The organism is Paenibacillus sp. FSL H8-0261, from assembly GCF_045040645.1.
Classification (GTDB): domain Bacteria; phylum Bacillota; class Bacilli; order Paenibacillales; family Paenibacillaceae; genus Paenibacillus_AQ.
The window spans coordinates 4194105-4214239 of record NZ_CP150297.1; the positions used below are offsets into that span (position 1 = coordinate 4194105).

Below are 20135 nucleotides of genomic sequence, written 5' to 3' on the forward strand. Positions count from 1 at the left end.
TTGTTAACTAATTGAATGGGGCGCATCATTTCAGTCTCTCGATAGGCCTGCATACATCGCATCGAGCAGTGTATGTGTCTTGTCGCAGCTGTACTCCCAGAACATCGCACCCGCAAGCTTTTCACGTTGGACATATTCACATTTATGTGTGATCGATTCCACGTCATCATAGGAAATAAACGTATCTCCATTAAATAAATGTGGCGCTTTGGCCTCATCATCCCAATGACGTGTGAACCCATTCTTGTCGATATAATAGGCTAGAAGTTCTGTATATTCCGGACCATAACCTCCTGTTGTACCCGCCATTTGTAGAAATCCATCATTCCTGTTCGGCACCTGCTTCCACATCCGGGAATAGAATGCTACGCCAATGACGATTTTCTCTCGGGGTACACCTGCCTGCATGAACATATTGACGGATGCTTCTGTACTAATTCGGAACAAATCTCCCGTTGAATTGTACAGATTGGTGTGATGTCCCGTTAGAATCTGGAATCCTCCACGCATATCGTAGGTCATCAATTGAACAAAATCTAAATATTGTTGTACTTGATCCATCTCTGTACCATCGATATAATATTGATCTGCTCCTGCAGCGATCGTAAGCAAGTAATGCCTGCCCTCAGCTGCACCTTTCATATCTAACGCTTCTCGAATGGTCTTCAACAGCAGCGTAAAATGACGTTTATCATCCGGTGACGAGGCAATATTGGCTTCACTGTAGCAGGGATATTCCCAGTCCAGATCGACACCATCGAATGGAAGTTCTGTTACTACTCGTACAGCCGAAGCTGCGAATTTCTGACGTCCTTCTTCGGTAGATGCCGCCTCGGAGAAGCCCCCATTTCCCCATCCGCCAACAGAGAGCAGCAGCTGTACGTTCGGATTCATCGCTTTAATCTCGTGCAACTGGTTCGTATATTGCAAATGTGCCGTTGTAATCTGATCATCCAACACATAACCGAATGCAACGTTCATATGCGTCAGCTTCATCACGTGGTCGCGCGTTAGCTCAGGTAATTTGGAATCACTCACGTAGCCTGCTACAATCATTTGTTGATCCATCCTTTCACATCCTCGATAAAATTTGCATCGCTTCCTTACTGGCTGCAATCTTATATCCCGAAGACATATAACGAATCTGATCATCACGATCTAGAATCATCAGATGTGGGAAGCCCGCTTCACTCGATTGGGCCACTGTAAACAATTCAGGTAATAGATGATACGTTGAATCACGTACAAATAATGTCCTTGCTGGAAGATTCGGATAATCGGCTGTTTGAAATGAAGTTGTCCATTGCTTGTCACCCACCACAAGAATGATAGGAGCATCTATCATATCGAACTCATGCTTCAACTCCGACAGCTCGCGAAGCAGATGCTTCGAAGGCTCCCGTTCCGGTTCCAGCCATGCGACATAGGCGCCTTGACTGCCCAGAAACTCAGCGAAGATCTGCTCCGATCCATCCCATGTAGCTAGCTTCTCGAATCGATCTACCTTGCCATACACGGGAATGTCCTGCGTAGCTTGACGATACTTCATAACCAGCTTCGTCTCTTCGACTTCTGTCATTTCAAAATAGGTGAGCTTGGTCAGCACGGTTCCATCCTTCAAGCGAATCCCCGTCGTCAGACGATATGCTCCCTGCTCCATCTCAAGGGGCGTATCATACAGGTTATTGGCGCCGTGCGGGTAGCTTAACGTTTTATAAAAACCGTTCTCCAGACGAGCGATCGTAAAATTCTCATAGTATGCAGCCGCTGGCTGGTCTGACGCTGCATCCTGATCACGAAGAATAATTAGAGTTCCGTTCGCTACTGCTGCCTCATTTCCAACTATACCTTTCGTAAATGGGGCATCCACAAAATGACCATTCACCATAAATTGCGGCTTAGCCTCAATGGGATGCAGTCGCGCTGGAATGCCTAGGCTACGACATATAGATACGAACATAATATCGAGAGAGCTACGATCTCCTACACGCAGTTCGAAAGTTCCAACAGCAGTACCCTTCCCTTGCAAATTCGGTAGATCATTCCATATATCCCACGCTTCATCGATGAATTGAACAAGCTTCGTTGGGTCCTCACGGAACAATTCCACTTCTTCTGAAGTGAAGGCTTGTTGGAAAAATGTACGATACGGTGTAATCATCTCGTAATGAACGCGAGGACACAAAATGTAGGGAATGAAGACGTCCTCCGTGAGCTCACCACGTACAGCAAGCGCACCAGCCACATGATCTATAAGGGTTGGAAGGAATGTATCGATGAGATCCTTGTCATGAACACACTCCAATAATCGTAATGCCCATTCTCCATATAGAGGTGTTGCTTTACTTAGATAAGCTGCGATCTCAGCACTATTGCCACGTGCTGTCTGAAGTACGTTCCATACTCGATCCGCTGATAGATCAAGCGATTCTCCGAGCTTCCTCGCAGCTTCTTCATTCAAGAACGTCGCTTCATAATGTGCACGAATCGCGATTCCTTCCTCCAAACGCTTATTGTGTCGCTCTATCCGTGCCTCGGACAAGTCCTCCATGACCTCGCCTTCACGCGCTGGTGGTGGAACCATATCATAGTCAACGATCGTTCCTACAAGTGGCTGATCCTCTTGATTCAATACAAGCTCAATGTGCTCACAATCAGCCATGGATATTTTCATTTCTCCCCAAATGCCGTCCTTCGCTGCACGAATGATGAGGTCACCAAGACCTGTCTTGAACGAAGCTTCCCCCTGTGCATTAGACGGAATGCTGGCAATTGGGTAAAATTCCGCCATGTTATATAACTGGAATTGCACCTCTGCAGCGTGCACGGGCTGTCCGCATACATCTTGGACATGTACCGTAATTGTCTTCGTAGGCGCATAATTTTCTAGTACATTAATTTCAGTAAACCATTCATCTGCGAGTGTAATATCTTCGGGTCCTTCATAATTCGCGAAAATACGTGTGTTAATGAGCATGGCTCGGCGCGCTGGTGGGCCAAACCATCCTTGATTATGACGCGCTTCCGGCTCACAAGCCCCAATGAAATACCATTCACCATCAGCCCATGCCTCCACCCATGCGTGGTTATCGTCACAATGCGCCCAACGCGGGGTATACACTTGACGTGCAGGGATCCCGATACTACGAAGCGCTGCTACAGCTAGCGTAGATTCTTCCCCACAACGACCGCGTGCATTTCGCAGCATCGTTAATGGTGAAATCGTCCGCAGATCGCTCCCAATGTACGTCGCCACTTCGTGGCACCAGTAATTGGCCTCTAGAATCGCTTCCTTCATGGGAAGATTACGTGTTCGTTCCGCTAACTGTTCATGAATAATATGGCGATGCTCTTCAATGTTCTCAGTATTCACTCGATACGGTAGCACGAAATGTAAAAATAAATGATCAGGTACTTGCCATGGCATATCGCGGCGAATCTGCAGCATCGTTCTTACATGATTGAAGAAAAGCTCCCCGTTATAATCCGCCAAGTCATTGGCTGGCATATACGCGAAGAGTAGCTTTAATGCCCAAGCTTCTTCTGCCGTTAGCTCGTGCTCAAATACATGGAATAGCTGCTGCTCACGTGATCTGGCGAGCTGCTTCTTGGCCTGAAACTTCTGCTCAATGAACGCTAAGGCTTCCTGCGACAATGAAAATACTGAGGTAGGGGTCAACATGGTCATGAATGATTACTCCTTCCACAGTAAGCCGTCTTCGCGAATATATAGGCGAGCGGTTCCATCGGTTGTTAGAGCTGAGATATGGAATGATTTACTCGTTATCTCCATGTGAGGCTCAATGCTCCAATCATCTTCACCTCGCAGCAGCTCGAACGTTGCTGCATAGTGTCCATGTGCTTCAAAATAATTACGTTCACGATAATACAGCTTACGGAGCTGCCATTTCACTAGTTCATCCGTAGGCATGTCGAATGACTGCGGGCCATCAACACCTATGAACATCACATAACCCCATAGCTCTGGATAATGCATATTGATAATCCCCTGAGGTGACCATACCCAGTTGTCTTCCGGATAAGGCTTTCCAGTATCCGGGTTCATAACCTTGCGGTACTGATCGTCCACAACCTCAGTCCGCCATTCAACACGAGAGAAATTAACACGCCAGAATTCACCTGCAACAGGTGATTGTCTATTCGCAGCACATTCTTTCAAACTACGCCATGGCATGGCAACTTCAATCGTCCATTTCCGATGATCAGCATGCGGGTTATTTAACTCCCCCTCGATATGAATAGCTGTTTTCAGACCTTGGATATCCCATCCATTAATTGGAGGTCCCCCGTCACGATATGGTTTCACAAGCAGTAAGTCCCACACCGTGTTCAAAGCGTTAATCTCAAACTCGTAATATTGATGTGAATCCCCTGTTGGATCGATAAAGATCTCAAAATCATTATCATAGAAAATAACGGAATCACGTTCAGTCAGCGTGCCCCAGATCTGATCCTCCATCAGCTCTGCACCAAAGTAAAAATACTCATCATCCCATAGCATCTTTACACGTGTCTGCTTCGCGGGTAGCGGACGTTGGTCCCCTTCAATATCTACGAAATCATCCGTCCATGTTGCATGCTGCCAAAAGGGCTTATCCAGCTTCCCATCTAAGACAAGCGACTCCGTCGCTCTTTTGCATAAATAATGCTTAGGCGCATATGTCGCAACTTGCGGTTCTGGTACTCCACTTCGGTTCATCATCGTTGACCTCTCCCTCCCTTCGGCATTTAGTTATGCGTAACAACAGTGCCAGCTCCACCGTACATCCTAACCTCTTCATCAAATTCCAGCTTAAGCACGCTTACCTGCTCATGCGTTTCCGCTGGTGTCATATGAATCCAAGTCGTTCCCGGAATATCGAACCAGGGTACACCACCATGAATTTCGTGAGTCAGCTCTTTGCCCGAGTGTAGTACCGTAATTTTCTTGATCGGATTGCATAGTCCCTTGAGACAGATATTCTCCTTCGGCGCATCGTAGACGAATAAATATAAGGTCTTCTTGTCCGCGGATAAGGTACTCCCACCCAGATAATAGCGTGTCATAATCCCATCCTGCGTACCGTAGATTGCCTCCTCGTGTGCACGAATCCAGTCACCTAGTCCCAGAAGAATGTCCTCCTGTCTTGGATCAATGGTGCCATCCTCCATCGGTCCAATATCCAGCAACATATTTCCGCCCATACTGATGCAATCGCAGAACATGCGGATAATTTGGTTCAAGGATTTATATTTATGATCATCGTGGACATAGCCCCAAGATGTATTAATGGTCGTACAGAATTCCCAAGCGCCTTCTGGGCGAGTAATGGGAATGCCTTGCTCTGGTGTCTTATAATCGCCATGCCCTTGCAAGCGTGAGTTGATAATCACATTCGGAGACAAGGATCTCAAATATTCCTTGAATACTGGCAGCCCCCACTGTTCTGCACTACGCTCCCAGTCACCATCGAACCATAATAAATCGACAGTACCGTAATTCGTCATGATTTCACGTAGCTGATTATTGTTAAACGTGAGGAATTTCTGCCATGTCTCTTCATCCTGTATGCCATCTACCGGACTTGAGAAACGATTCACCTGACTCAAATCAGCCGGTACGATACCACTCTCGAATACGGAAGGATAATCGGGATGAGACCAGTCAATTAAGGAATAATACATGCCTACATGCAGACCACGTTCACGGATCGCATTGGACCATTCTTTTACAATATCCCGCTTGGCTGGTGTCGCCTTCATGACGCTCAAATCACTGTACTGCGTATCGAACAACGCAACACCATCATGATGCTTGGTTGTAAGCACAGAATATTTTGCACCTGACCTCGCAATGATATCTGCCCAATGCTTCGCATCGAATTTGGACGCTGTAAAACCATCCAACTGCTTCATATACTCCCCATGTGACATTTTTCCGTTATAAAACGACCATGATTCCGCTACACCTTGCACCGCATAAATCCCATAGTGAATGAAAATTCCTAGCTTTGCGTCCGTAAACCATTGTTGCATCTGCTCTTCCTCCCATAGTTCAACTCGTTATTTTATGCGAAATACATGTGCAATTGGGGCAACTCCCGTAAGCTCGCTCTCTGGTAAATGAACGATCACTCCCGTTGTTGTTCGTTCGAATGTTAGATTTTCTTGTCCGCCAACAAGATCCATTTGCGTTACAGCCTGCTCGAGTGGAATACAAATTACTTTGCTCACCGTTTCCTGCTCTTTCGGGTACAAATGAATGGCATAGGTGATATCGCCTTTTTTCGTGAAATGTGTATTTCCAGCAGAGTATGGCGCGCATACGCGCGTTCCATAGATCGCCTCCCCATGAACGTTGAGCCAAGCCCCCATTCCTTTCATCCGATCCAACGCTGTTGGTGACAAGCGGCCATCTGGTTGTGGAGCGACATTAAGTGCCAGGTTTCCGCCTTTGGCTACAACTTCAACGAGCAAATGGATTAATTGACGTGTCGTCTTGTAGTGATCCTCGTACCGATAAGAGAACGCTGTCCCCATCGTAATACAGCTCTCCCATGGAATAAGCAGGGGATGCTCGGGCAACGTTTGTTCAGGTGTAACGACATTCTCATACGGGCCGCCAACGGTACGGTCTGCACTTAGCAGCCATGGCTGTTGCTGACGTGCCTTCTCCACCACTTCACCCAACCGAATATCCTGTGGATTATTCTTATTCTGTGGACATACCCACCCCGCATCCAACCAGAGCATTTCAATCCGGCCATATTTCGTCATCAATTCCATGATCTGATCATGTGTGAACTGTACGAATTGCTCCCATAGCCATGGATAATCTTGTGTTGGATACGAAGGACCTCGATTCATGAACGTCCCCGTCTCCATACCTGGGGCCCAGTATGTTGGTGTGTGCCAATCGGCTTTGGAGAAGTAGGCGGAGATCCCAAGTCCCTTGGCCCGAAAAGCATCAAATACGTTCTTACAAATATCCGCGTACTTATGTGCATGGAAAGGACAATCCTTGCCCGTAATGCGATAGTCTGTTGTCTGCGTGTCCCACATACAGAAGCCATCGTGATGCTTCGTCGTAAAGTTCAAATATTTAAAGCCACCCTCTGCCGCAACCTCTGCCCACTTCTCAGGTTCGAAACGAAGCGGATTAAAGGTTTTATTCAGCCCGAAGTATTGCCGCTTCAATTCCGCCGAATCAACTCCCCAATCAATATCATCTCGTGACCAATCTCCATCCTTATCACTAAGCGCCCACGATTCAACAAGTCCAAGCTGCGAATAAGGTCCCCAATGCATCATCAGACCCAGCTTCTGATCCTTGAACCATTCCAGCTGATCTAATAGCTGCGAATCCTCCGGCTTAACGTACTCCTCCTCTGTGCTGTAATTGTGAACTCCTTCAACAACAATTTGCTCCTCGACAACATTAGCGTCATTCATTTTTGCACGACCTCCATGCAGCTCTTCTGAGGCTGCGATTCTATTGATTTAGTATGATATATTTTCAAAAAAACATTTGACATAATAATAAATATCCGCTATAAACATCCTATTATGGAATATAAATAAGTATTCAAGCGCCGATCTATATCTTGCTGTATTCATAGCTTGATAGGAACATCTCCATGTATACGCCATAAAAAGGGGGAAAACACTTTGAACTATAACTATTTCAAATCGAAATTGTTTCTGAAATTCACCGGTTCGTATCTACTTATCCTTCTTATTCCGCTTATATTTGTAATCGTTTTCATTTACCGAAATGCTACCGATAATTTACAAAAGGAGATTGAAAATGCTCACTTTAATCAGCTCACCCAAATTAAAACGGTGGTGGATGGACGCATGAATGATTTAAGAGATATGGCGTCACGGATGTCATACGACGCTCGTCTCGCTCATTATCGAATACTGGATCCTTATGAAAGTCGTGATGCCATAGCGGCACTAGATAGCTACAAATCTTCCAATTCCATTGTGGAGGATATATTTCTGTACTATCATCATGACCCTAATATTTATTCCAACCATGGCATGTATAGCCTGGATGTATTTCGTAGCTCCTATCAGTTTGGAAGCTGGAAGAATGATGAACTTGTGACTGCTTTAAACTCGTCCAAATTTCCATCTATTCGACTTACGAACATGCTGAATCAAAATTCACCACTCGAGCAATCTGTATTAACCTATATCCTGCCGATCATTCCCAACACCTCAGATCCATATGCTTCTGTCATGTACCTCATTAAAGAGAAAGAGTTGGCATATCTGATCGATTCCGTTCTCGGTAACTATCGAGGATTAACGTATATTTTTGATAATCATGGACGTGTTTTATCCTATAGTGGCCATGGAGATACAGCTAGCCAACAGGATATCCAACGGTTATCAGAGCTTCCACCCGGCATACATAATCTATCGATAAACAACGAAGATCATTCGGTTATTTCCGTCACATCGGATGTCAATGGCTGGTCATATGTGACTTTAATGGCGAGTAATCAATTTTTCAGTAGCGTACTTAATGTTCGGAGCTTCATCATTATTTTATTCATTGTGATCGCCATTGTAGGAACGGCCATCGCTCTATTATTCGCTCGGATGCAATATCTTCCGATTGCTGAGCTCGTTCGCTTCACGAACAAAAAAACAGATACACCGGCCTCCGGAAATGAGCTCGAGTATATACGAACAACATTACAGCAGTATAGCTCCAAGGTTGATCTCCAAGAGCCCTATGCACGCAACCATGTTCTCTCCATGCTATTAAAGCATGGACATGCACAAATGATGACGCATGGAATATTCGATACCTTTCATCTGCACTTCGACCAAAGTCATCATTTTGTCATGATGATGGGCTGGGATGACTTAGAACAGCAGCATCTTCAGGCGCGACAAGAAGTACATCGCAAGCTTGCGTTTATTGAATTTCCAGCGCTTGCTACACAAGTATACGGTGTAGAGCTCCCGCAATTGGATCAGCTCGCACTCATTGTGAGCTTACAGCTCGAAGATGATGAGGCACTCGCTGCACAAATCGTTCACATCGTGGATGCGATCCGTGAATATACGTTAGGCATAATGGATATCCACCCGATGATCGGTGTAGGCAAATGTTATGAGAGCCCTCAGCAGCTTAATCAATCCTTTGTTGAGGCTTGCTCCGCCTTCGAATTGCGTAAATCGACCGAGCATGGAACCACCGTGTATTTTGAAAAGCTATCCAGTGCCCATGATCAAACGGTATTACTCCCTAGTAACGAGCTATTAAAGCTTGCACAAAGCTTGAAGCAGGGCAACTACGAAGTCGCCAAACAAATTATTCACACAGCCATCTATGGGCTTGATAATAAACAACGATCTATCCTGCTGATGCGATGCGTATTGTTCGACCTGCTGAATACCATGCTCAAAACTGCAGTTGAGCTAAAGATGGATAACATGATGCAGTCTGCTTCTCCCCATTTCATGAATGGTCCCGTCCATCTTATAGAGCAGAATTTCTACCGTTTAGCCACTCAGATTTGTACACAGGTAGAGCAGACGCATAAAAAAGAAGAACATTCACTCATGGATCATATCGTTGCTTTTATCGACCAACACTATGTTGATCATTCACTTAGCCTTGAATCTGTTTCTGCTGCGTTTACGATTTCACCTTCCCATCTCAGTCGTTCATTCAAGGATAAGGTCGGCATCAACTTCGTCCAATATATTTGGCAAAAACGATTAGATAAGGTCAAGGAACAGCTCGTAATAACAAGTGATTCGTTAAAAGATATTATCCAGCGCGTCGGCTACCTCGACACACCAAACTTTATTCGAAAATTCAAAAAGGAAACCGGTTATACCCCGGGCCAGTATCGACAGATGAATAGTAATCATCCCAATACTGAGCCTAACGATACCGTATAATCCTTCCTCGCTTAGGGTTCATCATAACTTCCCGGTCATGCCTAGGATGACCGGGAAGTTTTTCAAAATATGAGAATGTATAAGCTTCACAAATTATTCGCTAGCAGCCCATGTATCGTATGCTTGTTGATACGTTGATTCGAGCTTCTCATACCCCATTTTTTTCATTTGAGCGATATATTTGTCCCAATTGGATAATGGCTCTGCGCCTGTAACGAATTTCGCTTCCATTTCCTTCACGTATTTATCCAAATCGGAACGGAGTGTTTTGATCTCCGTCTGTTGGTCTACCGTCAGAAATACCGATGGGAAGGGAGTCTTTGCAATAGGTGTAAGCTTTGTAGCTGTTTCTTTGTCAATCCAGTCATCAAAGCTAGTACGAAGACCTAAAACATAGCTGTTCTCATAGGAACCTGGTGTATTAATCCCGTAGTTTGGCGTGATTGTACCGCGGTATTCTTCACGATCCGTACCATCTGGAACTGGCAGCCATTCTTTCTCGCCTGTTGCTTTATCTTTGTATTTAAATAACGTACCTTCAGGTCCATACGCCCAGAAGGAATACCCTTCTTCGCTAAATTGGTAATCAATCCAGCGCATACTTGCTTCCGGGTTCGGGTTCGTGTTTGAAATCGCGAAACCGCCAATGGTGTTAATACCAGGATGCTTGCCGTATACAGGTGTTCCAGCAATATCACTAGATACAGGCTGCATCATCGGGTTATCTTCACTCGGTTCACCACCAAGCGTGAAGTATGGGAAATAATCGGAGAATAAGGCCACTTGATTGTTTTTCCCTTTTGCTTTCTTCTGCTCATCGGTTTGAGAAAATGTTTCATGATCCAGCAAATCCTCGTTCCATAAGCGATTCAAGAAGGTTAAATATTCTTTGTAGGCTGGTTCAGCTTGTGGAAAGTGTACTTTGTTCTCCTTATCTACGTAGATATCCTCGTTATACATCCCCCAGAATCCGAGGAAGAACATCCGTAAATCATCTAATTTCACAGAGGATAGAGGAACCTCATCGTCTTTACCGTTTCCGTTCGCATCTTCCTCTTTAACCTTCTTCAAATAGTTGTATAGCTCTTCTGTTGTCTGCGGTAATTTGTTTTCCATGCCGAACTTCTTCAAGAACTTCCCGTTATACCACATCGGTCCACGATACCATACCGCAGATGGCTGAATATTGCGTAGTGCATAGATATGTCCATCTGGTGTTGTCATTGATTTGCGAATATCCGGATTTGCATCGAGAATTTTTTTTAAATTAGGTGCGTAGCCCTCATCAATGTATTTTTCTAAAGGCAGCAACAATCCTTGACTTCCGTAGGTAACTTGATCCGATCCTTTTAGATCCGCCGCATAGAAAATATCGGGAAGCGTACCGCTTGCAAATACCAAATTCTTTTTCGTCTCAAAGCTGTCTTGTGGGGCGTTTTGAATCTTTAACTTAATATTCGTCATCTTCTCGTATTCCTGAATAACAGGCATCTTGTTCCAATCCTGACGTCCTATATCCGGTGCCATAATGGATAGCTCAATCGGTTTATCCACGATAGGAAAGCCCGTCTTATGAACCTCTGTGGCTGTGTCTGAGCCTTCTGTGCTTGCTGTCCCCTTATCGCTACTTGATCCACATGCAGTAAGAATAGACATTGACATGGAAAGAACTAACAACATGAGTCCAGCTTTACGATAAATCGTCATACAAAAACCTCCCCTTTGTTATTTGTATCTTAAGATCAACCCTTAACAGAGCCAATCATGACACCTTGCACGAAATAACGCTGTAAGAATGGATAGACAACAATAATCGGAAGCGTAGATACGATAATGACCCCATACTTCACAAGTGAAGCAATTTCTGCCTTGTTGTTCTGGGCTGCTGCAGCTGTCGCATCGATAATGCCACCTACTTGAGATTGCATTTCCTGAAGCACGAGAATCTGACGAAGCACAAGCTGCAATGGATACTTCGCATCATCATTCAAGTAGATCATGGCGCCGAAATAGCTGTTCCAATGCCCTACCCCGTAGAATAAAGCCATAACTGCGATAATTGGCATCGATAACGGGAGAACAATCCGCAGGAATAAGCGAATATTCGTCGCGCCATCGATTTGAGCCGCATCTTGAAGCTCAGCTGGAATGGAGTTCGCGAAGAAGGTACGAGAGACAATAATATTCCAGATTGACGCTGCGCCAGGAAGTACTAGTGCCCACATCGTGTTGACCATGCCTAGCCCTTTTACCAACATGTATGTAGGGACGAGACCCCCTCCAATGAACATCGTTACCATGAACATCCCCATGAAAAACCCACGACCTACAAAGTCCTTACGACTGAGTGCATATGCCGCTGGCATCGTAACGACCAAGTTAATCGTTGTGCCTAGCAATGTATACAAAATCGTATTTCCATACCCCGTCCAAATCTTCGAGTTCTGAAATACAATTTCATACCCCTTAAAGGTAATACCTTTTGGAAGAAGCCACATTTCACCGGAAGCAACCATCTTCGGATCACTGATAGATGCGCTAATAATATATAAGATGGGATATGCGACTAACAACAATGCAATTGTCACATACGTATAGGTGCAAATTAGAAATATTCGATCTCGCTTAGATAGCTTTATACCTGATACCATAAATTCCAACCTCCTTCTACCATAGACTGTTCTCGCTCGTACGGCGGACAATTTGATTCACCGTAATAAGCAGGATGCAATTCACAATGGAGTTAAATAAACCAACAGCTGTTGAGAAGCTATATTGCGCATCGACAAGACCAGATCGATAGACAAAGGTTGAAATCACGTCAGAGCTTGACATATTCAATGAATTTTGCAGAAGTAATATTTTCTCAAAACCTACACTTAACAAGCCACCCATATTTAGAATTAATAGAATGGTCATGGTCGGTATAAGCGTTGGAATATTGATGTGGCGAACACGCTGGAAGCGAGAGGCTCCGTCAATAATTGCCGCTTCATGCAAGCCTGGGTCTACTCCCGAGAGTGCCGCCAAATAAATAATCGTCCCCCACCCCGCACTCTGCCACACGCCTGAGAATACATACATCGTCTTAAACCAACCAGGGCTTGTCAGAAACTGCGGTGCACTAAAGCCTAAGCTTTCAATGGCATGAATAATCATTCCGTTCGATGGAGACAAGAAGGTAATAATCATCCCTGCCATAACAACGACAGAAATGAAATGAGGTGCATACGTAACGGTCTGAACAAGTCGCTTGAAGAAGCCGTCCTTCACTTCGTTAAACGCAAGCGCCAGAATAATTGGGATTGGGAATCCAATGGCTAATTCATACAAGCTAATACTGAGCGTGTTCCACAGCAAATCCCAGAAATAGTACGAGTTAAAAAATCGAATGAAATGATCAAAGCCTACCCATTCACTGCCAAAATAGCCTTTTGACGGGATGTAGTTCTTAAAAGCAATCTGAATCCCATACATCGGTCCATAGCTGAAAATGAGGAAGTAAAAGAATGCGGGTGCGATAAAAATGTAAAGCTCCCAATTCTGCCAAATCTTCTTCCATGTCTCGTTTCTGCCCTTACGCTTTTCTTTCGGTTCTGAGTTCACAGTTCGCATGTGTACGCTTTCCGTTTCATGCATCGCGACATCCCCTCCTTGTAGGTAATGATGAGAACACTCAGATCATCGAGTGAGCATCATTATCTGTTGCATTGTTATCTATCGCATTGTTGTTAGCGCTTACATTTACAATATAAACAATTGACCCAATCGTAAATATGTCATTCTCGCTTGTCAAAAATTACGTGTTGTAGTGCGGGAATAACCGCGTCACAACGCTATGTGGGCATCATAACAGTATGTCATTCTTGTGCTTTCTCGTTGATCATTTCGTTGTATTACCATGCTCACCTGCACACAGGGCAATGCATGTAAATCTCCACAACATGTGTTTTTTTTGCGTAGTACAACTCAATTCACACATAATCTAACGTTTGTTGACTAATAAATCATGTTTGTTATCTGGATGATAATCGCATTGCTCTTATACAATGAACTTGCGTAAAGCGGTTTCAAGAGCGTGTGAATTTACAAATGACTTACATGAAGGAGTGAACGAGATGAGCGCAAAACCTGAACAACTGAAGCGTAGAAAGCGCTTTACTTGGAGGAAACAAGATTTTGAATTAACACTATTAGCCATTCCCACAACGATTTGGTACATTCTGTTCTGTTACTTACCCATGTTCGGCATTATCATCGCTTTCAAGCAGTTCAAAATTTCTGGGGGCTTTATTAGCAATGTAGTAAATAGTCCTTGGGTCGGTTTTAAAAACTTCGAATTTTTATTTAAATCCAATGATGCCTGGATTATTATCCGCAATACGATTGGGTATAACATCATTTTTATTATTACGGGCATCGTACTCCCAGTGTTGTTCGCGATCATGATTGGATTACTCCATAATCGCAAAGCCAGCAAAGTGTATCAAACGATGATGTTCCTCCCTTATTTCCTCTCTTGGGTCGTCATCTCTGCAGTCGGTTGGGCATTCTTCAGCTTTGACAAAGGGATCCTGAATCAATTTCTCGGTAACATCGGACATGATCCCGTGAATTGGTACATGCAGCCTGAGTATTGGCCTTACATTCTCGTTCTATTAAATATATGGAAAGGTATCGGCTATGGCATGATTATCTATCTCGCTACCATTACAGCGATCGATAGTTCGTATTATGAAGCCGCTGTCATTGATGGAGCCTCAATTTGGCAACAGACTCGCTTCATCACACTACCTTTACTCAAACTGGTGATCGTGATGATGTTCATCCTGTCGGTCGGACGGATATTCTATACCGACTTCGGTCTCTTCTTCCAGGTCACGCGTGATTCTAACTCCTTATATAATGTGGCCACGACCGTTGATGTCCTCGTCTATAAGCAACTGAAAAGCGCAACGATCGGTATGGCATCTGCTGCTGCATTTGTTCAATCCGTTTTGGGATGTATTACGATTCTGTCCGCCAACTGGATTGTGAAGAAGATTGATCCAGATAGCGCAATGATTTAGGAGGTAAGAACATGGCAACAAAAACCTATGAATCCGGGCTTGATAAGTTTAATCGAACAAGTAAAGGAATTAACATCCTATTTAACTCCATTTTTCTGGTCATCGCACTTGCCTGTGTTGTGCCCGTTATCGTCGTATTATCGATTTCATTAACCAATGAATCTTATATCCGAGACGTTGGCTACAGTATCTTTCCAGCCGATTTTTCTTTTGAAGCTTACAGTTTTATTGCTAAGCAAGGAACGATGATTCTACGTGCTCTAGGCACCTCGACCCTTGTCACTGTAGTAGGTACTGTACTTGGCGTCCTTCTTACAACATCGATGGGTTATGTTATTTCACGCCCGTCATACAAGTTAAAAAGCTTTCTGACTTGGATCGTATTCATTCCGATGGTTTTCAATGGTGGTCTCGTATCCAGTTATTTCATCAATGCAAACTTACTAGGGCTGAAGGATAGTTTCTGGGCTCTGATCTTACCGCTTGCAGTCTCATCCTTTAACGTCATTATTTGTAAAACCTTTTTCACAAGCACGATTCCAGATGGTGTAATCGAATCGGCAGAAATTGATGGTGCTAATCAAATTAGGATCTTCTTCTCGATCATATTGCCTATATCGCTACCTGTTCTCGCAACGATAGGATTGTTCCTATGCTTCAACTATTGGAACGACTGGTTCCAATCCATGTTGTATATTGATAACCCGAATCTCTACTCGTTACAGGCGTTGCTTAACAATCTAATGACCAATGCCGATGCACTTGCCAGAAATGCTTCAAGTATGGGCGTTAGTTCTGCAGAGCTCATCGCGAAAATGCCTAAAGAGTCCGCGCGTATGGCGGTCGCCATCCTCATCATCTTGCCTGTTGCTTGTGCATATCCATTCTTCCAGAGATATTTCATTTCTGGTCTGACAGTCGGCGCAGTCAAAGGCTAAATTACGAAGTAAGCCAAATTTATACTGGTTTATGATATAGCAAACAACCAATCCATAGGGGGAGTTAAAGTGAAGAAAATCTTCAAGATTGCCTCAACACTCTGTATTCTGACATTAATGGGATCCGCCTTAGCAGCATGCGGTAGTTCCAACAACTCGGCTTCATCGACGAATGAACCATCAAACAACTCTACATCAACAGAAGCAGCAGGTAAAAAGGATATTCCGACCCTGGTATGGTGGCAGATCGGTAATACGCCACTTCCTGCGAACTTTAGTAAAGCAATTGACAAGATGAATGAATATACTGCGGAGAAAATCGGGGTAAAAGTCGATCTTCGTGTGGCCAGCTGGGGCGAATGGGATACGAAGATGAACACCATTGTGAACACAGGTGAGCCGTTCGACATGATGTTCACGAATAACACGAAGTACAGTAAACAAGTCTCGATGGGAGCTCTTACGGACATCACGGATTTAGTCCAAAGCGAAGCCCCAGACCTGTACAAATTAATTCCGTCCGAAGTATGGGATGGCACAAAAATTGGCGGGAAATACTATGCCGTTCCAACTTATAAAGACTCTTCTGTTTCTCAATATTGGAGCTATGATGACAAGCTCGTACAGAAATACAATATCGATTACCAGAACATTACATCGATGCAAGATTTAGATAAGCCACTTCATGATATAAAAGCTGGTGAAGGCAAGAGCTTCTACCCACTTCGACTTATTCAAAGTGAAGCCTTCTCGGGTATGTTCAATAACTATGATGATTTAACGTTAGGATTCTTCCCTGTAGGTGTAAAAGTAGATGATCCTTCTCGCAAGGTGATCTCCGTTTTCGAACAGCCTGATGTCATGGCAAATTTGAAATTGCTTCATAAATGGTATCAAGATGGAATTATCAATCCAGATGCTCCAACCAAAACAGAAAAAGAAAAATATAACCCATTTGGTACGCAACAAGCCTTCCCAGGAGCAGAGATCGCGATGCAAATCAATGCGGGCGTAGAAAAATTTGTTATGAACAAAACATTTGGTCCGCTTTATACGACAAGTACAATTCAAGGCTCCTTAAACGCAATCTCTGCGAATTCCAAGTACAAAAAAGAAGCTTTGAAATATCTGCAATTAGTAAACACAGATTCAAAGCTCCGTAATATGCTAGCATTTGGTGAAGAAGACGTTGATTTCAAATATGTAGATGGTAAAGATAACGTTATCGAGCGCACATCGGATACATGGCCACTCGCTGCTTACTCACAAGGTACCTTCTTCAATATGGCTATAACCAAAGGCGCACCTGAAGATCAATGGGACCAAGTGAAGAAATTAAACGAACAAGCTGTAGCATCCACTGTTCTAGGCTTCGCACTCGATATCAGCGAAATTCAGACAGAAGTTGCGAACGCACAGTCTACATTTGATAAATATAAATACGAATTGCTAACAGGTGCTTCTGACCCAGAGAAGATTGTACCAAAAATGTTAGCCGAATTGAAAAAAGCGGGAATGGATAAAATTATCCAAAAAGCACAGGAAGAAATCGATAATTATTTCAAATAAACCATACACTAATACGACACATGGTATAGTTTGACAACTATACCATGTGCTTTTGTTGTAGAATAAGCAATTTGTATTTGATTATATAGGTCCTTTTGTACTATATTCAATTACAACCTACATGTATTGAGGTGCCACATGAATACGTTTCTACGCATTAAAATTTATCGTAGTAAATTTTGGTCCTATGTGATATTCATTTTGTTAATCGGACTAACGTTAGGGGCACTGACCAGTGCCATCGTCATCAATCAATCCGTTGGTAATGCTCGCATCGAGGCGGCAAATGCCTTTTCTCGGACAGAGAACAACTTACAGAATGACGCAGATCGTATTGAAGCTTATATGCAGCGTATTTATTCAAATCAAGACTTGATGAACGATGCTAGCTATTTTCTAAGTCCAACCATTGATGATTATCTTACTAAACGATTAAAGAACAGTACATTCAATCAACGACCGCTTATCTCTTTTCCTGAAGATGTGAAAACTTATCTGTACAATTGGGCGCAAGGAGATATTACACAAATTAGTGTTCATACAGTGAAGCAAGGCAATGTTATAGACTTTAATAGTAATGGCATTCCCCGCTTCCAGTTTGGTCTATCCAATGATGATCTTATGTTTGCAGAGAACATTCAACGGGGATTTGTATATCGCAAAAAATTGCTTCAGCTTGCGGAGGGTTCCGCCGAAATTCGCTTTCAAATAAGCAGCGAACAAATTTTCAGCATCGTTAATAATTATCAACTTGGTCATGCAGCAGCTATTAATGATTCAGGAGAAGTGTATCTGATTGGCAACGACAATACAATGTCTGAGCAGATCATTCAGCAGGCCATTGCCAATAAAAATACGCATGGTGTAATACTAAAAAACTGGATGTCTCCCATTTTCTATGTCACTTTTCCATCCACCAAATTTAATTATAAGTTTGTTAGCACCATCGAATTAAGGGTATTGGTACAGCAGCATGCGTCTACGCTCATTTTATTATTTCTAGTTATTCTAACGGCCATGATTTGTGTTCTATTACTTGTTGTCTATAACCTTCGAGATGATGCACGATTCCTGCACCGTATTATTCAGTCTATAAAACGCGTTAAGACAGCGAACTTTACTCCAAATAAACCTGCACGCTATCGTCGAAATGAATATGGTATGATTGCACGTGAAGTGGATGACATGATTCACCAGTTAGATAAACATATTCGCAATGAATATTTACTGAAATTGAAACAGCAGGAAGCTGAAATGAAAGCGCTACAGCATCAAATTAATCCTCATTTTCTATATAACACCTTGGAGGTCATTCGCTCTACCGCATTAGTCAATCATGATGCCCATACAGCCGACGCGATTGCTACCTTAGGTGCCCTTTATCGTGAAATGGTAAAAAAAGAGAACATTATCTCGATTGGAAGCGAACTAGAGCTACTGCAAAAATATTTAAAAATTATGGAATTCAAGTATCCTGACCACTTTTATTACCAAATTGATATGGAAGATTCGTTACTCGATGTACCCACCATTAAATTTTGGATGCAGCCTTTGGCGGAGAACTTTTTCATTCATGGCTTTGACAAAGAGAAAGAATTTAATTTATTTGTCGTCAAGGGTAGCGAAGATGAGCATTACTACAGATTGGAATTTATTGATAACGGGGTGTGGATTGAGGAAGAACGCTTAGCCGATATACGACGAATACTGTCTAGTCAACATGAAATATCGACCAAGAGTATTGGTTTATATAATGTTTATGCAAGATTGAACTTTTACTATGATGAAGGTTTTTCAATGCACATTGAGAACAATGATGAAGCAGGCGTAAGGATTTCTGTACAGATTTCTAAAGAGGTGACTAGAGATGTACAAACTTTTAATCGTTGATGACGAGCCACAAATTTTAGAAGGCATGAAACGAATTCTAGATTGGAAGCACTATGGATTTGATTATGTCGAAACCTGTGTTTCGACGGATGCTGCTGTATCCAGAGCCGTACAATTAATTCCTGATATCGCTATTTTTGATGTATGTATTGGTAAAAATCTTGGTTATGATGCCATTCGACAACTCAATGAAGTTCAACTTCCTACGAAATATATAATTATGAGCGGGTATAGTGATTTTAGCTACGCTCAACAGGCTATCCGATGTGGGGTCAAAGATTATTTATTAAAGCCATTAGAGAAAGAAAAGCTCCAGCAAGTTATCGAGAAAATAATTGTTGACGATCTTCATGGTAGCATTGGGGATCCACAGACGAGCACTGCCCACTTGGATCCAGTCATGGGTGTTCCTTACGATTCGTTATCGAAGCTAGTAAATCGCATTTTGCTCATGGTCAGAGAAGATTTTAATCAGAATATTACCTTAAAATCTGTCGCCGATCGTTTTCAAATGAATAGCACCTATCTCGGGCAATTGTTCATTAAAGAAACGAATATGAAGCTTTCCGAATATTTAATGCTGTATCGCATGCAACGTGCTAAAGAGCTTATCCAGACCACGAATGAGAAAATCCATTGGATCGCATGTTCAGTCGGATATAATAATATGAATTATTTCTACACACATTTCCATAGCTATTACGGAAAATCTCCTTCCGATCTGCGCTAAAAAAGTTAG

Annotated in this window: 14 protein-coding genes; 6 read left to right on the top strand and 8 right to left on the bottom strand. The window is 43.2% G+C overall.

The genetic code is table 11. The features are described from left to right. Positions 1-30: 30 nt before the first annotated feature. The 5 genes from MHI27_RS18605 to MHI27_RS18625 are packed head-to-tail and all read right to left on the bottom strand — an operon-like array spanning position 31 to position 7452. Positions 31-1068, bottom strand: a complete 1038-nt coding sequence (locus MHI27_RS18605; RefSeq protein ID WP_076286252.1) for a glycoside hydrolase family 18 protein — start codon at positions 1066-1068, stop codon at positions 31-33. A gap of 4 nt (positions 1069-1072) precedes the next feature. After that, positions 1073-3688 carry a transglutaminase domain-containing protein gene (locus MHI27_RS18610; protein WP_405174446.1) on the bottom strand — a complete coding sequence of 872 codons (2616 nt, stop codon included), beginning with the start codon at positions 3686-3688 and terminating at the stop codon, positions 1073-1075. A gap of 6 nt (positions 3689-3694) precedes the next feature. Further along, on the bottom strand, positions 3695-4720 hold the full coding sequence (locus MHI27_RS18615) for a carbohydrate-binding family 9-like protein (protein ID WP_405176764.1): 1026 nt from the start codon (positions 4718-4720) through the stop codon (positions 3695-3697). A 29-nt stretch (positions 4721-4749) separates the two neighbouring features. Next, positions 4750-6036 (bottom strand): alpha-L-fucosidase, encoded by a 1287-nt coding sequence (locus tag MHI27_RS18620; RefSeq protein WP_405174447.1) that lies wholly within the window; start codon positions 6034-6036, stop codon positions 4750-4752. 27 nt (positions 6037-6063) lie between these two features. Beyond that, complete coding sequence (locus tag MHI27_RS18625; protein WP_405174448.1) at positions 6064-7452, bottom strand: alpha-L-fucosidase; 1389 nt, start codon at positions 7450-7452, stop codon at positions 6064-6066. A 216-nt stretch (positions 7453-7668) separates the two neighbouring features. Between MHI27_RS18625 and MHI27_RS18630 the strand changes: the two genes are divergently transcribed. Further along, positions 7669-9930, top strand: a complete 2262-nt coding sequence (locus MHI27_RS18630; RefSeq protein WP_405174449.1) for a helix-turn-helix domain-containing protein — start codon at positions 7669-7671, stop codon at positions 9928-9930. A 93-nt stretch (positions 9931-10023) separates the two neighbouring features. Here the strand turns inward: MHI27_RS18630 and MHI27_RS18635 are convergent, their stop codons facing one another. The 3 genes from MHI27_RS18635 to MHI27_RS18645 are packed head-to-tail and all read right to left on the bottom strand — an operon-like array spanning position 10024 to position 13545. After that, a complete protein-coding gene (locus MHI27_RS18635) occupies positions 10024-11637 on the bottom strand; it encodes an extracellular solute-binding protein (RefSeq protein ID WP_076286256.1) in 1614 nt (537 codons plus the stop codon). Positions 11638-11672: 35 nt separating this feature from the next. Beyond that, the gene (locus tag MHI27_RS18640) at positions 11673-12581 is read right to left on the bottom strand and encodes a carbohydrate ABC transporter permease (protein WP_076286257.1); all 909 of its coding nucleotides are present in this window, start codon (positions 12579-12581) and stop codon (positions 11673-11675) included. Between the two features lie 16 nt (positions 12582-12597). Continuing rightward, positions 12598-13545 (bottom strand): sugar ABC transporter permease, encoded by a 948-nt coding sequence (locus MHI27_RS18645; RefSeq protein ID WP_076300648.1) that lies wholly within the window; start codon positions 13543-13545, stop codon positions 12598-12600. A gap of 503 nt (positions 13546-14048) precedes the next feature. On the opposite strand from MHI27_RS18645, the gene MHI27_RS18650 reads away from it, so the two are divergent. The 5 genes from MHI27_RS18650 (at position 14049) to MHI27_RS18670 (ending at position 20126) form a co-directional block, all read left to right on the top strand. After that, positions 14049-14999: a sugar ABC transporter permease gene (locus MHI27_RS18650; RefSeq protein WP_076286258.1), complete on the top strand. Its 951-nt coding sequence runs from the start codon at positions 14049-14051 to the stop codon at positions 14997-14999. Between the two features lie 11 nt (positions 15000-15010). Further along, positions 15011-15937 carry a carbohydrate ABC transporter permease gene (locus MHI27_RS18655; RefSeq protein ID WP_340970792.1) on the top strand — a complete coding sequence of 309 codons (927 nt, stop codon included), beginning with the start codon at positions 15011-15013 and terminating at the stop codon, positions 15935-15937. Positions 15938-16006: 69 nt separating this feature from the next. Next, complete coding sequence (locus MHI27_RS18660) at positions 16007-17506, top strand: ABC transporter substrate-binding protein (protein WP_341053218.1); 1500 nt, start codon at positions 16007-16009, stop codon at positions 17504-17506. 138 nt (positions 17507-17644) lie between these two features. Continuing rightward, entirely contained in the window at positions 17645-19396 is a 1752-nt protein-coding gene (locus MHI27_RS18665) for a sensor histidine kinase (RefSeq protein ID WP_405174450.1), read from the top strand. Then, positions 19374-20126, top strand: coding sequence for a response regulator (locus MHI27_RS18670; RefSeq protein ID WP_076286262.1), 753 nt, complete (start codon positions 19374-19376; stop codon positions 20124-20126). Before MHI27_RS18665 ends, MHI27_RS18670 begins: the two co-directional genes overlap by 23 nt. Positions 20127-20135 lie beyond the last annotated feature (9 nt).